The organism is bacterium, assembly GCA_020444065.1.
GTDB lineage: Bacteria > Sumerlaeota > Sumerlaeia > SLMS01 > JAHLLQ01 > JAHLLQ01.
Genome location: JAHLLQ010000003.1, coordinates 601,661 through 616,882, shown reverse-complemented (window position 1 = coordinate 616,882; position 15,222 = coordinate 601,661). Strand labels below are relative to the sequence as shown.

The 15,222-nt window shown below is 60.6% G+C and carries 12 protein-coding genes; 6 read left to right on the top strand and 6 right to left on the bottom strand.

What is annotated here, in order from left to right; translation table 11 throughout:
* Positions 1-18 precede the first annotated feature (18 nt).
* Positions 19-1,191 (bottom strand): acyl-CoA dehydrogenase family protein, encoded by a 1,173-nt coding sequence (locus KQI84_10265; GenBank protein MCB2155262.1) that lies wholly within the window; start codon positions 1,189-1,191, stop codon positions 19-21.
* A 377-nt stretch (positions 1,192-1,568) separates the two neighbouring features.
* Between KQI84_10265 and KQI84_10260 the strand changes: the two genes are divergently transcribed.
* A complete protein-coding gene (locus KQI84_10260) occupies positions 1,569-2,258 on the top strand; it encodes an SOS response-associated peptidase (GenBank protein MCB2155261.1) in 690 nt (229 codons plus the stop codon).
* A gap of 232 nt (positions 2,259-2,490) precedes the next feature.
* On the top strand, positions 2,491-4,884 hold the full coding sequence (locus KQI84_10255) for a glycoside hydrolase family 3 C-terminal domain-containing protein (GenBank protein ID MCB2155260.1): 2,394 nt from the start codon (positions 2,491-2,493) through the stop codon (positions 4,882-4,884).
* Positions 4,885-4,964: 80 nt separating this feature from the next.
* Here the strand turns inward: KQI84_10255 and KQI84_10250 are convergent, their stop codons facing one another.
* On the bottom strand, positions 4,965-6,290 hold the full coding sequence (locus KQI84_10250) for an NAD(P)-dependent oxidoreductase (GenBank protein MCB2155259.1): 1,326 nt from the start codon (positions 6,288-6,290) through the stop codon (positions 4,965-4,967).
* Between the two features lie 53 nt (positions 6,291-6,343).
* Positions 6,344-7,732, bottom strand: a complete 1,389-nt coding sequence (gene hydA, locus KQI84_10245) for a dihydropyrimidinase (protein ID MCB2155258.1) — start codon at positions 7,730-7,732, stop codon at positions 6,344-6,346.
* A 304-nt stretch (positions 7,733-8,036) separates the two neighbouring features.
* On the opposite strand from hydA, the gene KQI84_10240 reads away from it, so the two are divergent.
* The 4 genes from KQI84_10240 to KQI84_10225 all read left to right on the top strand — a co-directional run bounded on the left by KQI84_10240 (position 8,037) and on the right by KQI84_10225 (position 12,011).
* Complete coding sequence (locus tag KQI84_10240; GenBank protein MCB2155257.1) at positions 8,037-9,872, top strand: PAS domain S-box protein; 1,836 nt, start codon at positions 8,037-8,039, stop codon at positions 9,870-9,872.
* A gap of 59 nt (positions 9,873-9,931) precedes the next feature.
* Positions 9,932-10,564 (top strand): hypothetical protein, encoded by a 633-nt coding sequence (locus KQI84_10235; GenBank protein MCB2155256.1) that lies wholly within the window; start codon positions 9,932-9,934, stop codon positions 10,562-10,564.
* Complete coding sequence (locus KQI84_10230) at positions 10,561-10,968, top strand: DUF3788 domain-containing protein (GenBank protein MCB2155255.1); 408 nt, start codon at positions 10,561-10,563, stop codon at positions 10,966-10,968. Before KQI84_10235 ends, KQI84_10230 begins: the two co-directional genes overlap by 4 nt.
* Before the next feature lie 89 nt (positions 10,969-11,057).
* Positions 11,058-12,011: a hypothetical protein gene (locus KQI84_10225; protein MCB2155254.1), complete on the top strand. Its 954-nt coding sequence runs from the start codon at positions 11,058-11,060 to the stop codon at positions 12,009-12,011.
* A 22-nt stretch (positions 12,012-12,033) separates the two neighbouring features.
* On the opposite strand, the gene rfbD is transcribed toward KQI84_10225, so the two are convergent.
* From rfbD to fabF, 3 genes are all read right to left on the bottom strand, one after another.
* Entirely contained in the window at positions 12,034-12,954 is a 921-nt protein-coding gene (rfbD, locus tag KQI84_10220; GenBank protein MCB2155253.1) for a dTDP-4-dehydrorhamnose reductase, read from the bottom strand.
* A 262-nt stretch (positions 12,955-13,216) separates the two neighbouring features.
* Complete coding sequence (gene rnc, locus KQI84_10215) at positions 13,217-13,924, bottom strand: ribonuclease III (GenBank protein ID MCB2155252.1); 708 nt, start codon at positions 13,922-13,924, stop codon at positions 13,217-13,219.
* A gap of 13 nt (positions 13,925-13,937) precedes the next feature.
* Positions 13,938-15,179 carry a beta-ketoacyl-ACP synthase II gene (fabF, locus tag KQI84_10210; protein MCB2155251.1) on the bottom strand — a complete coding sequence of 414 codons (1,242 nt, stop codon included), beginning with the start codon at positions 15,177-15,179 and terminating at the stop codon, positions 13,938-13,940.
* Positions 15,180-15,222: the final 43 nt, after the last annotated feature.

Sequence of the window (15,222 nt, the reverse complement as noted above, 5' to 3'; positions counted from 1 at the left end):
AAAGTGGGGACGCAGTAGTTAGTGATTCAACAACTCGCGCGCGATCAGCATTCGTTGCACTTCGCTGGTCCCTTCGCCGATAGTGCACAGCTTCGAATCGCGCCAGAACTTCTCGACCAGAAAATCCTTCGTGTATCCATACCCGCCATGAATCTGGATCGCTTCCTCGCAAACCGCAACGGCCATTTCGGTCGCAAATAGCTTAGCCATATTCGCCGCCGCACGCAAGGGCTTGCCGGAATCTTTCAACATCGCCGCGTGGTGGATCATCAGGCGGGCGCCATGAATCTTCGTCGCCATCTCTGCCAGTTTGAAGCGAATCGCCTGATACTTCGAGATCGGATGGCCGAATGTTTCGCGTTCGTCGACGTATTTCAGCGACGCATCGAGGGCGCCCTGCGCGATCCCGAGGGAAATCGCCGCCACGCCGATTCGCCCGCCATCCAGAATCGTCAGAGCCTGCGCGTAACCTTCGCCTTCCTCGCCCATGCGACAGGAAACCGGCGCGCGGCAGTCCTGCATGACGAGGTCGCCGGTCTCGCTGGCACACATACCCAGCTTCTCCTCGTGCTTGCCGGGGCCAAACCCCTCGAGGCTCTTGTCGAGCACAAAGGCCGAAATGCCCTTCCCCTTCTTCTCGGGGTCGGTGGAGGCCATCACCACGGCGACATCGGAGAGGATTGCGTGCGTGATCAGCGACTTACGGCCGTTGAGGACGTAGTGATCGCCATCGCGACGGGCACGTGTCTTCAGGGCTGCCGCATCCGTGCCGCAGGAAGGCTCCGTCAGCCCCCAACAACCGATCAGCTCGCCGCTGCAGAGCTTCGGGACGAAGCGCTGCTTCGTCTCTTCGTCTGCGTACTTCAGAATGTGACTGGTAGCGAGGCCGTTGCTGGCGGAAACGGACAGCCCCACGCCGGCATCGATTCGCGAGACTTCCTCGATCACCCAGGCGAGCTGCAACATTCCGGCGCCGCCCCCGCCATATTCCTCCGGCACGGTAATGCCGAGCAGCCCCATCTCACCGAACTTGCGGAACAGTTCGCGCGGCATGCGGCCGGCCTTTTCCAGGTCCCGCGTGATGGGGAGCACTTCTTCGAGGCAGAATTCGCGCACGGCCTGACGCAGGGTCGCTTCCTCTTCGGAAGCGAACGGGTCCTGGCCGATCTGTGTATCTTCCAGATTCGTCATGGTGGTCACTCGTCGGGAGAAATCCGTGAAGCCGAACTGCCCTCCCTCGCGGGCAATCCTCCTCCCGAGCTCAACCACACCTTCACGGGCCACAACCCGCAGCAAAGCAAGCCATGGCTGGCAACACGTCTGTGGTCAAGCGCATTATGACAAAGCGAAATCTGGACCGCTCCACACCAACACCTACAGCACTGATTAGACAAGGATTAGACACTTTTCCACCCGCCGAAGCCTCGTCGTTTTGCCGCGGTTTTTCAGAGGAATTGCGACGAGAGTTCGGCGGCGCGCGGAGAAGCCAAGCCTGAGCCGATTAAGAGGCCGTTCACTGGCCCAAAACATGCACCCGCTTCTGCCATCCCCCACCGGAGCCAATCAGCATGTGCGGACGTTTCACCTGGACCGAAGACCTCGAACAAATGGTCGCGTCGATCCCCGGCTTCAAGTTGGCCGAAGGCGCACCCGCGCGGTTCAATGCCGCGCCCAGCCAGCAGGTGCCGACGATTCTGAATGACGGCTCGCGATCGGTTACGCTCAGCCAGTGGGGGCTGATCCCGTCCTGGGCGAAAGACCCCGCGATCGGAAACCGCATGATCAACGCACGGGCGGAAACGATCGCGGAGAAGCCCTCGTTTCGCGTGCCGCTGCGGCGGCAGCGTTGCCTGATCCTGGCAGATGGCTTCTTCGAGTGGTTTCAGCCCGCCGGCGAGAAAGGCAAGCAACCCGTCTACGTCCGACTGAAATCGCGAAAGCCCTTCGCATTCGCCGGCCTGTGGGATCGGTGGCAAACGCCATCGGGCGACAAATTGACGTCCTGCACGATCATCACGACGACTCCGAACGAGCTGATGGCGCGCTTTCATCACCGCATGCCGGTGATTCTGCCGGAGGAGAGCTACGAGGCGTGGCTCGCGCCTGGGGAACAGCCGGTCGAGGACCTGCTCCCGCTGCTGACGCGCTACCCGGCCGAGCTGATGGAGGCCTTTCCCGTCTCGCGCCAGGTCAACAACCCGATCCACGAAGGCCCGGATCTCGTCGAGCCGATCCAGATGGAACTGCCGCTGGAGTAGGTCTCCTCAATTCCGATTTTCCCCAATCTCTGCCTTTCCATTTGACCATCGCCGCCGAAGGTGTGCCCTATTGAGCCATCAACGTTCACGATAACGTTGCTTGTCGGGATTGGGGAGACAACGTATGAAACACCTGAAGACAATCGGGCGTTGCATGGCTGCCGCCTTGGCAGTCCTGGGATTTGTGGGATGTGCAAGCACGCCAATCAATGATGACATCGGAGCAGAAAGTATGATCGAGAAACGCGCAAATGAGATCCTCGGGCAGATGACCCTGGAGGAGAAGATCGATTACATCGGCGGCGACCGGGAGTTCTATATCCGCCCGATCGAACGGCTCGGTCTGCCGGAAATCAAAATGGCGGATGGACCTATCGGCGTTCGCAACTACGGCAAGGCGACCGCCTATCCCGCATCGATCGCATTGGCATCGACGTGGAATGTGGATCTGGCCGAGCGCTTCGGCCGCGCGATCGGGCGGGACTCGCGTGCGCGCGGCGTGCACATCCTGCTGGCGCCGGGTGTGAACATTACGCGCAGTCCGCTGTGTGGACGCAATTTCGAGTACTGCGGCGAAGATCCCTTTCTGGCCGGTCGCATAGCGACGGCGACCATCCGCGGCGTGCAAGGCGAGGAGGTGCTGGCCACCGTCAAGCACCTTGCCGTCAACAATCAGGAATACGAACGCCATCACGTCAGCAGCGAAGTCGACGAACGCACGCTTCGCGAAATCTATCTGCCCGCGTTCGAGGCCGCCGTGCAGGACGGCGAAGTCGCGTGCGTGATGAATGCGTACAACCTGCTCAACGGCGAACACTGCACAGAGAACAACTGGCTGAACAACGTGTGGCTCAAGAGCGAATGCGGGTTCGATGGCATTCTAATGTCCGATTGGGTTTCGTGTTACGATGCGATCGGCTGCGCGAACGGCGGACTGGACCTGGAGATGCCGGACGCGCGCTACATGAATCGCGAGAATCTCCTGCCCGCAATCGAGCGAGGCCTTGTGAATGAAGCGACGATCGATGACAAGGTACTCCGAATCCTGAGGACAATTATCGGCGCCGGCTTTCTCGATCGTCCGCAATTGGATGAATCGATCCCGATGGACGATCCGGTGTCGGCGCAGGTCGCGCTCGAAATCGCCCGCCAGGGCATCGTGCTGCTGAAGAACCAGAACGAGACACTTCCGCTGAATGAGAAGACGCTGAAGAAGATCGCCGTTATCGGCCCGAATGCCGGCCCGGGAGTCCCGGTTGGTGGAGGCAGCTCTCACGTCGGAGCCTTCCACACAGTCAGCATGCTCGAAGGCATCCAACACCGAGCCGGCGATGCAATCGAAGTCGTCTACGAGTCCGGCAATGTCGTTCCGAATGTCGGCGCAATGGCGAAGGCCTGCGCATTCGAACACGAAGTCGATGGATCGACAGCGCCCGGACTGATGACAGAGTACTTCGCGAACATGGAATTGAGCGGCGAACCCGCCCGTCGGGATGTCACCGAAACGCTGAGTTTCAACTGGAACCACAAGGCGCCGGAAGGCTTGCCTCGCGAGAAGTTCTCCGTGCGTTGGACGGGCCGCATTCGTCCGACCGAAAGCGGAAACCACTGGTTCGTTGCACGCGCCGATGATGGTGTGCGCGTCTGGCTCGATGGCGAGCTGATCCTCGATGACTGGTCCGACCACGCGCCGCGGGTCTGCGAAACCTTCCGGACCCTCGAGGCGAACCGCGCCTACGACATTCGCATCGAGTTCTACCAGAACGCCGGCGGAGCGAACATGGAATTCGGCTGGATACCGGTTGTCGGCGAACGCGATTCGGCGGCTGTCGCCGCGGCGCGCGAGGCCGATGCGGTAATCGTCTGCGCCGGATTCGATTGGAGTTCCGAAGGCGAAGGCTCCGATCGCGAATTCATTCTGCCCGGCAAGCAGGATGAACTGATCGAGCACATCGTGGCCGCGAATCCGAACACGATCGTCGTGCTGAACTCCGGCGGCGCTGTCGACATGACGCGCTGGGTCGATCGCGTTCCGGCCGTCCTGCAGGCGTGGTATCCCGGACAGGAAGGCGGTACGGCATTGGCGCAAATCCTCTTCGGCGATCAAAGCCCGAGCGGCAAGTTGCCCCAATCGTTCGAACGCGAACTGAAGGACAACCCGAGCGCGCCGTACTATCACTCCGAGGATGGGCGCACGACCCACTATCGCGAAGGCATCTTCATCGGCTACCGCGGTTACGAGGCGAACAACGTCGCACCGCTGTTCTGCTTTGGGCACGGGCTCTCGTACACGAGCTTCGAGTACAGCGGCTTGGAGATCGATGGAAAGCGCGTGACATTCACGATCACCAATACCGGCTCACGTCCGGGGGCTGAGATCGCCCAGCTCTACGTCGCCGATCGCGAAGCCAGTGTAAAGCGTCCGCCGAAGGAACTGAAGGGCTTTGCACGCGTGGAACTGCAACCGGGCGAATCGCGCGAAGTCTCCATTGATCTCAACGATCGCGCGTTTGCCTTCTACGATGTTGACGCAAAGGACTGGATCGTCGAGCCGGGCGACTTCGAAATCCTCGTCGGCTCCTCGTCACAGGACATTCGCGCAAAGGGCACGCTGACGATTCAGTAAGACCAACGCTCGCAGGAACAAACAAAGACCGGCGGGTGATTGCCCGCCGGTCTTCTTGTTTATCGATTGTAGGGGAATGATTATCCGCGCAGTTTCTTGTCGATCGCGCGGGCGGCAAGCTTGCCTTCTTGCACCGCGTTGACGATTTCCTTGCCGCCGCTGGTGCAGTCGCCGCCGGCGTAAAGACCGGCAACGCTGGTCTGGAACGTGTTCGGGTCGACCTCGATCACGCCCTTCTTGTTGAGTTTCAGGCCGTCGATTTCCTTCAGGAAATCCACAAGCGCAACCTGGCCGAGAGCCTTGATCGCCATATCGCACGGAACGACGAACTCGCTGCCGGCCACTGGGTTGAGGCGCGCGCTGCGCCCTTCGCCGTCGAGTTCCATGCGCTGGAATTCCACGCCGGTCAGCTTGCCGTTCTCGCCGACAAAGCGCGTTGGCGCGGCGAAGAACTTGAATTGCACGCCGAGTTCCTTCGCGTGTTCCTGCTCGTGTGCGTAGGCCGGCATGGCGTCCTGGCCGCGACGATAGACCATGATGACTTCTTCGGCGCCGAGGCTGACCGATTCGGTCGACATATCGATCGCCGTGTTACCGCCACCGATCACGACGACTCGGCGACCAACCTTGATCTTGTCGTACGGTACGGTGTGCACGGTGCGAACGAAGTCGATCGCTTCCTTCACGCCTTCCAGATCGTTGCCCGGCAGATCGAGCGATGCCGTCTTGCCCAGGCCGATGCCCAGGAACACCGCGTCGTACTCGGCCATCAGTTCCTTCAGCTTCGCGCCGTCGACGGGGCTGTTGGTGCGGTACTCGACACCGATCTTCTTCACGAGTTCGACCTCGGTCAGAGCGAACTCGGTCGAGATCTTGTAGGGCGCGATCCCGAGCGTGTTCAATCCGCCCGGGACATCGTTGGCATCGAAGATCACCGCTTCGTGACCAAGGCGACGGGCTTCGTGGGCGCAGGCCATACCGGCCGGACCGCCACCGACGATGGCGACCTTTTTGCCCGTCGATTCGCCCGGCTCGAACATCGTCACGCCGCGTTCCGTGGCCGTATCGCAGGCGTACCGCTGCAGGCGACCGATCTTCACCGGATCGTTCAGCATCGTGTTGTCGACGCATGCGCCTTCGCAAAGGACCTCTGTCGGGCAAGCACGTGCGCAGGATCCGCCAAGGATGTTCGAACTCAGGATCGTCTCCGCCGCGCCGACCGGATTGCGGTCGAGGATCTGGCGGATGAAGCCGGGAATATCGATGCGCGTCGGACAGGCGCGCATACACGGGGCATCAAAACAATAGAGGCAGCGGGAAGATTCCTTCAGTGCTTCGTCGATCGTGTACTTGGGGAACAGGTCGTCGAAGTTTTCCCGTACTTTTTCCGGTGCCGGACTGATCATGCTCATTCTGGTGTCGTTCCTTTCGGGTTTTCTGAGGGGTCCTCCCGCCTCTTTCAGTAGCTAAATGGTTTGCGGGGCAGGAACTGGCCATAGCCGTTCTTGCCGACGAATTTGCCGTTCTCGACGATGACCTTGCCGCGGCAGAGGGTGTGCTCCGCAAAGCCGGCCAGATCCCAGCCCTGCACGGGATACCAATCGCACTTCGTCTGCAGCTTCTTGTGATCGACGCGCTTCTTCGCCTTCGGATCGAAGATGGCGATGTCGGCGTCGCTGCCGGGGGCGATCGTTCCCTTGCGCGGGTACAGGTTCATCGTCTTCGCGGGAGAGGTGCAGCACAGTTCCACGAAGCGGTTCAGGCTGATCTTCTTCTCCAGAACGCCCTTCGTGTAGAGGAGCGGCATCATCGTTTCGAGGCCGGGCATTCCCATCGGAATCTTGTTCCAATCGCCCTTCCAGATCGCCTTCTGTGCTCGCGTGAACGAGCAGGTATCGGTCGAGACGTTGCAGACGGTGCCGTCCGCCAGTCCCTTCCACAGGCGCTCGCTGTCCTCGGGTCGCTTCAACTGCGGCTGGCAGGCATACAGGTGGCCGTCCTTCGTCTTGAAGACGTCATCGTTCATGACGAGATACTGGATGCAGGTTTCAGCCAGCACCGGCACGCCGCGCTCCTGGGCCGCCTTGATAATGTCGGTCCCCTGGCGCGTCGACATATGAACGACGTACAGCTTGCCGCCAGTGACTTCGCTCCACGTCACGGCACGCTGGATCGCTTCGTACTCGATGTAGTGCGGGCGCGTCATGGTGTGCAGACGGGACTTGTACTTCTTCATCAGTTCGGGTGTGTGGTGTCGCTCGACCAGCACGTCGAGCACCTTGCTCGATTCCGCGTGAACCAGCAGCATGCCGCCGAGGCGACGGCAATCTTCCAATGTCTGGAAAATTGCGTCGTCATCCGACTGCCAGCCCATGTTCGCGTAGATCATGAACTCCTTGAACGTCGGAACGCCGCGCTCGATGATGGACTTCATTTCCTTGCCGTGGCGCTTGTAGTCGGAAATCGCGGAATGGAAGGCGTAGTCGACGCATGCCTTCTCTGCGCGCTTCATCCAGTTATCCAGCGCCTTGTTCAGGCTGTCTTTTCCGTAGGGCAGGGCAAAGTCGATGGTCGTCGTGACGCAACCCTTCGCCGCGCCGCGATGGCCGGTATCGTAATCGTCGCAAGAACACGAGCCCATGAAAGGCATGTCGAGGTGAACGTGAACGTCCATGCCGCCCGGGATCACGTACTTGCCCTTCGCGTCGATGACTTTGTCGGCCTGGGCGTTCTTGGCCAGGTTGGCGCCGATGGCAGAGATTTTCTCTCCCACGATTCCTACATCGGCCTTCATCGTCTCGGCGGCTGTCACAACGGTGCCGCCCTTGATGAGCGTATCGAATTTCATGGTTGGGGCCTCCAGCCGGAAGAATTCCACTCGGGGTGACTGCAATCAACCGGACATGCTCTCCAGGCCGCAACTCGGTGTCAAGGCAGAGCAGGAAGAAAAGAATAGTCACCAGTTTCGACCACCGCATTGAACCGGGAACCGGCCTGGAAAGGACCTCTCCCAGGGGAGATTCCTCCACCAGCCGCCGGACGCGGGGTTATTTTCCCGTGACTTTCTTGTGCAGTTTCGATTGCTCAACACCATGTTACACCCCAAGGTGACTATTGGATGGGGTAAACTGTGGGGATGTTGGATCCCAGGGATGGACGATCGCCCGATTTCTGAGAATCGCAAAACCATCGCCCAGCTTCTGGGTGAAATCGATGCGTTGCGCGCTCGGCTGTCCGAGGTCGAGCAGGCCGAGATCCGCTTCAAACAGAACGAGCAGGTCCTGCGCCGCCAGAGCCAACGCACCGAGTTGATCAACTCCCTGATCGTCTTGCTGAACGGCTGCCAGTCCGAGCGGGATATGTACGCCCCTCTGGTCGACACGGCTCTGTCCCTGTCGTCGCTGGAGACGGGGTGCCTCCTGATGGTCCAGTCCGGGCGCCTGGAGCTGCTGCACAACAAGGGCATGACCGATGAGATCATCGGTTACCTGATGGGTGGGCACCTGGCGCTCAGTTGCCTGGAGCGCTTCGAGGGCCGCTCCCGCGCCCTGCCGGTGCGAGAACTGGACGAAGCCCTCGGCGAGGCCTTCGAACACGGCGAGTTCCACCAGGCCTTCGCCGTCCCGGTCCAGAGTGGCGATACTGTACTGGGCGTGCTGATCATTGCCACACGGCGCGACGAGGACGCCGACCGGCATGCCATGGTGGCCCTCAGCAGCAGCCTGCGCATGGCCGGCGACATCATGCAGCGCCGCCGCGCGGAGTTGGAACTGGCCCAGAGCGAAACGCGCAACACAGCGATCTTCGCAGCCTCGCCGGATATCATGTTTTGCACCGACCGCGATGGGATGTATCTCGATTTCCGCTGCAGTCCCGGCAATCCGTACTATGGCCCGCCCGAGTACGTTGTCGGGCACAACCTCCGCGAGCTCTTGCCGGAGCACCTGCACGACCTGCTGCTCACGGCCATCAACAAGTCGCTCGATACACAGGAACTCGTCACGATTGAGTACGACATGGAGACTCGCCAGCAAGGGCCGCGCACGTTCGAGGCCCGCGTCGTGCCGCTGGAAGACAACCAGGTCCTTTCGATCGTCCGCGACGTGACCGAGCGCCGCCGCGCGCAGATGATCCAGCGAATGACCTACGAGATCACCGAGGCCGTCAATCGCGTGGAGAACCTGAGGGAGCTCTATTCCTCGATCCGCGAATGCCTCGGCACGGTCATCGATACGGAGAACTTCCACATCTGCCTGTACGACCCGATTACGGACATCTTCGAGGTCCCATACGATACGGACAAGTACGATCAGCAGGTGCGCTTCACGGCCCAGGAACTCGGCCGCGGCCTGTCGGCCTACGTGTTCCGCACGGGCAAGCCGCTGCTGGTCAATGAAGAGGACCTGGAAGAGCTGAACCGACAGGGCGAAGTGGAACTGGTCGGCACGCCTTGCGAGCAATGGCTCGGCGCCCCGCTGATTACCGACCGCGGCACGATCGGCGTCGTCGTGGTGCAGAATTACGACAAGGGCCTGTGCTACACGCAAGGCGACGTCGAGATCATGAGTTTCATCTCCGGCCAGATTGCAAACGCGATCGAACGAAAGCGCATCCAGATCGAGCGCCGCCGCCTGGCCGCCGCGGTCGATCAGGCGGGCGAAGCGATTCTGATCACCTCGACCGAAGGTATCATCGAGTACGTCAATCCGGCCTTTGAGCGCGTGACGGGCTACACGGAGAATGAAATTGTCGGCCAGACGCTCGCCATCGTGAAGAGCGGCAAACACCCGGAAGAGTTCTGGGTCGACATGTGGAACACGATCAAAGGCGGCGAGGTCTGGAAAGGCCACATCATGAATCGCCGCAAGGACGGTACGATCTACGAAGAAGTCACCACCATCGCCCCCGTCCGCGACGCCTACGGCCACATCGACAGCTTCGTCGAAGTCCGCCGCCTGATCAGAGAGAACGTGCCGGAAGACGAGTGAGATTTCCGGGGTAAGGATTACCACGAAGGCACGAAGAAGCGAAGGAAGAGCCTCAAGCGATGCTATCTGATGAATCTCAGCACGTCGCATGCATACTGTCCGAATGCCTGAAACTCCCACAGGAACACCTGCAAGAAATGCGGGAGTGGTTGGAAAGCCCTCCACTGCATGGGTTCGACATGCAATTGCTGCAGCTCTCCGCAGCTTACCGTCTGCTGCAGAAAGATGAGAAGTCTGCAATTCGTCGCAAGATCCGAAAGACTGGTTGGGAAATGGGGATGTTCTCCGCAGCGGGCACGCGACTTCTCTTTCATGCGCTCAAGACAGGAGATCGCACCTATCTCCTGGAAGGCCTGACGCTTCAGTCTATTCCCGAAGACAGCGAGGGTAATCCCATCAGTACAGGCGCGATCTTCGCAGGTTGTCAGTTCTGTCAAGCGATGGGAATGAACTTCGAAGAGCTCATCGAGCAATCCATCGGCATTTGCCTGGATGAACAGATTGTATTCATGAGAAAGCACTATGAGGAGATGAAGGATGAATACCTGGCGAGGAAGTGGGATGGCAGGCTCGATGTCGGGAACTTGACATTCGACCAGTTGCGCATGACGTCGCCAACCTATGTTTTCCTGTTCAAGGAACTCGAGGGTCGCTTCCCGTGGAAGCCGAAACCACAGAGCGAGAAGACATGACAAACCCATTCCTCGATCCATCCGCAACACCAACCGACGAATCCCTCAAACGCGAACTCGGTCGGGCTTACAAGGCCTTCGATCAGTTGATGAGCAGCATTGTTTCCGTGAAGCCGGAGTGGAAGTTCTACAACGCCAAGACGGGTTGGACGTTGAAGGCGATTGGGAAGAAGCGTGCAGCGTTTTATGTGTCGCCGAAGTCCGGCGAATTCGCGTTGGGCATGACGGTGAATGCCAAGGACCGCGAGGCGCTCCTTGCTAATGATTCCATCCCGGAGTCCATCCGAACGCCGCTGCAGACTGAAAAGAAGATCATGGAAGGGTTCCCCATCCAGCGCACTGTTCGCACACTCAAAGACCTGCAGCCACTCCTGGTCGTCCTGAAGGCACTCGATCGCCTGTAGAGATTGGCCTCGACAATTCGCCGCCCGCGGTCCTATCAGCCGGAACTGAACCAAACAACACAGCCATCTCTTCGGGAGGAGAGGTCCCTATGAACCGAGGCAGGTACTGGCTCGCCGGTTTGACGGCGGCGATATGTGTATTGGTCGCGAGTGTTTCGGCACAAACGACGGACGACATCATGTTCATTCATCATTCGTGCGGGGAGAACTGGCTGAACGGCGGACTGCGCAATGCGCTGCTGGCCATGGATACGATCGATGAAGTGAACGAAATCACCTATGGCACCGCGGTGGACCCAATGACGGGGCGGCCGGACAGTCTCGGCGCCGTGGACGGCGACAACACGGACATGGCGCATTGGTGCTACTGGTTCAACGACTACCTCGATTCGATCGAGTCCCACGACTGCGCGACCGGACGTAATCGAATCATCATGTTCAAGAGTTGCTTCCCCACCAGTCACGTCACTGAAGAAACGGGCACGGACCCGTGGGGCTGGGGCGACCTTGGGTCCTACCAGGCGGTCTATCGCCATCCGAACGGACCGGGAAACACGTACGAGAACGAGGGCGTGATCTATCACCCCCTTGAGGACATCTTTGCGGCGAATCCGGACATTCTTTTTATTCCCGTCACCGCGCCGCCGCTGACGCCCGCGGCGACGAATCCGGAGGCAGCCGCACGCGCTCGTCAGTTCAACAACTGGCTGAAGGAAGATTGGCTGGACAACTACAACACGGCCCACCCTGGGCTCGACAACGTTGTGGTCCTGGACTGGTTCAACTTCCTTGCCTACGCCGACGACTATCCGGGCACGGAAACATACGAGCCGGTCGACGGCCCCGGGCCGGGAGAGTACTCCGTGGCGAACATGCTGAAGGCGGACTACCGCCCCGAATCGGATCCGTCGGACTCCCACCCGAACGACACGGCGAACCAGGAGTCTACACAACTCTTCGCCACGGGACCCGGGAACTTCTTCGAACTGGCAATTGAGGACTGGCTGGACGCAGGCGCGCCCAGCAGTTGGGTTGTGCAATGATCTGAACGGCAGTGTGCGCGCGCTACTCGGCGCGTTTTGCGTCCGGGCTTGGTGCGCGGGATTCAGGGCGTCGAATGCTCTCTGCCAACCGGCGGCGGCGCCAGTACTCGACCAGGCTGTCTTCCCACTCCGGCAACTGCGGAATACCGAGCTTCTCGAACCGCGTATTCGCCAACACGGAAAACCGCGGGCGGCGCGCGATGCTCTGGAACTGATCGCTTGAGATTGGGCGAACCGTCACGTCGCGCTTCGCGAGTTCGAAGATCTTCTGCGCCAGGTCGTACCAGGAGCACTGTCCCTGGTTCGTAACGTGGAAGACGCCGTAGGCCTGCACGTCGAGCAAATTGATCAAAGCAGCCGCGAGGTCGAACGTGAACGTCGGCCGGCCGATCTGATCGTTCACGACGGATAGCTGGCTGCGCGTTTCGGACACGCGAATCATCGTCTCGATGAAATTGCGGCCGTGCATCCCGCCCAGACCGTTCAGCCAGGACGTGCGGATAATCTTGTGACGCTCGCAAAGGATGCGAACGGCTTCCTCGCCCTTCAGCTTCGAGTTGCCATACACATTGATCGGACTGGGCTTGTCCGTCTCGAGGTAGGGTTTTTTCTTCTCTCCGGCGAACACGTAATCGGTCGAGACGTAGATCATCTCGGCGCCGAGTTCGCGCGCGAAGAACGCCAGGTTCTTCGTCCCGCCCGCATTCACGCGATAGGCGATCAGCGGATCCTTCTCCGCCGTATCCACCTGGGTGAAGGCTGCGCAATGCACGATGTGCGTCGGGCGAATGCTCTCCAGCGTACGTTTGACGGCCTCAAGGTCGACGATGTCCATGTCCTTCTGCGTCAGCGCGTGAAGGCGGACACCCTTGATGCGGCGCAGTTGGCGCACCAACTCGCTGCCGAGCATTCCATCGGATCCAGTTACGAGAACTTCTTTCACCGTCAATGCCTCGTGTCGGAGAGTTTAGAACGGCCGGCCGGGAGAGCGCCGACGTTGTCGCGTGCCCAAAGACGAATCCAAGGGTGGGGACGATTGCAAGGTTTTTACGACAGGGTACTCTCATTGGCCCGATCTCTTCGTTGCCCGGCCGCTCTCCGCCTCGGTCACGTACAGAGGTACGCTCCCATCGGCTCCAACCTTGGGCGCCTCGATCTCGGCACAAGCAGAGTGCCCTGTTGACATGGGCAACGCCTGCGAATTTTCACTTGTCCTGGATTCTCGACAGCGCGTCGCGGGCGGCGTCGTTCTCGGCGGCTTTCTTCCGCGGGCCGGAGCCGCGACCGGCCAGCTCGCCGGCAATCCAGACTTCCGCCATGAAGATCTTGAGGTGCTCCGGGCCTTCCTCCCCCACCATGCGATACTCGGGCACCTCCTGGCGCCTCCGCTGGCTCCATTCCTGAAGGCGAGACTTGAAATCGTCCAGGGTTCCCTCCAGCGCCAGCTCCTCGGCCGGCACGACGATGCTTTCCCGCAGGGCCGGAGCCAACGTCTCCCAGTCGTATTCCAGGTAAACGGCGCCGCAGATCGCCTCGAGGGCGGACCCGAGGTTCGAGGCGCGTTCCCGCCCGCCGGTGGTCTCCTCGCCGGCGCCCAGCTTCAGCAGTTCGCCGATCCCAAGCTGGCGTGAGATGTCGCCCAGGATGGCGCGGCTGACGATCGCCGCCCGTCGCTTGGAGAGGTCGCCTTCCGACTCGGTGGGATTCTTCTGGTAGAGATACTCGGTGGCAGCCAGCCCGATCACGGCGTCGCCGAAAAACTCAAGGCGCTCGTTGTCGCCGTCGAACTGGTGCTCGGTGCTCCAGGAGCGATGCGTCAGAGCCAGGTCCAGCTTCTCGAAAATAGAAGGGCGCGCCGGAAGCCCAAGCCGCTCCAGCAGCGAGGCAATTCCGGCGCGCCGTGATTCGTTCATCGCTGGTCCAGGCCTAGACGAGCTTCCGGATCAGGATCGAGGCGTTGTGGCCTCCGAAACCGAGCGAGTTCGAAACGACCGCGTTGACGGTCATCTCGCGTTTCTCGTTCGGCACGTAGTCCAGATCGCACTCCGGATCCGGGGTCGTGTAGTTGATCGTCGGCGGAACGACGCTGTTGTAGATCGAGAGCGTCGAGGCAATCGCCTCCACGCCGCCGGCAGCGCCGAGCAAGTGCCCGACCATCGACTTGTTGGACGAGATCGCCAGCTTGGCGGCGTGCTCGCCAAAGACCGTCTTGATGGCAGCCGACTCGTTCTTGTCGTTCATCGGTGTGCTGGTGCCGTGCGCGTTGATGTGCGAGATTTCCTCGGGCTTGAGGCCCGAGTCGTCCAGCGCCATCTGCATCGAGCGCGCAGCGCCTTCGCCTTCCGGTGCCGGCGCGGTAATGTGGAACGCATCGCCGGTCATGCCGTAGCCGGCAAACTCGGCGTAGATGCGCGCGCCACGGGCCTTCGCGTGCTCGTACTCTTCGAGCAGCAGAATGCCCGCGCCTTCGCCCATGACAAAGCCATCTCGGTCCTTGTCGAACGGACGGCTGGCGCCCTGGGGATCGTCGTTGCGAGATGACAGCGCCTTCATGTTCTCGAAACCGGCCACGCCGAGCGGCGTAATGGCCGATTCGGTGCCGCCGGCAACCATCGCTATGGCATCGCCGCGCTGGATGATCTTGAACGCATCGCCCAGCGCATGAGTCGCCGTCGCGCAAGCTGTCACGACGCAGGAGTTCGGCCCCTTCAAGCCCAGCGAGATCGAGATCTGGCCGGGGGCCATGTTGCTGATCAGGCGGGGAATCAGGAATGGAGACACACGGCCGGGACCCTGGTTGTGCAGGACCAGGCTCTGCTCTTCCATCACGCCAAGACCGCCGATTCCGGAGCCCACGAGGACACCAATCTTCGTGCGGTCTTCGTTGTCCAGATCGAGACCCGAGTCCTCAACCGCCTGGCGTGCAGCCACGATGGCGAACTGAACAAAGGTCTCGAGCTTCCGTGCGTCCTTGCGATCGAAATGCAGGGACGGATCCCAGTCCTTCACCTGGCAGGCGAACTTCGTCTTGTGCTGCGAGGTATCAAACGAGGTGATCTCGCCCGCACCCGAACGGCCAGCCAGAAGGCCTTCCCAGTAGGTGGGCACATCCAGCCCGATAGGGGTCACTGCCCCAAGTCCGGTAATGACTACGCGTTTTTTTGTCATAATGAAAACAAAGGACCGCTCGACGGCAGAGCAATGTCAGCCG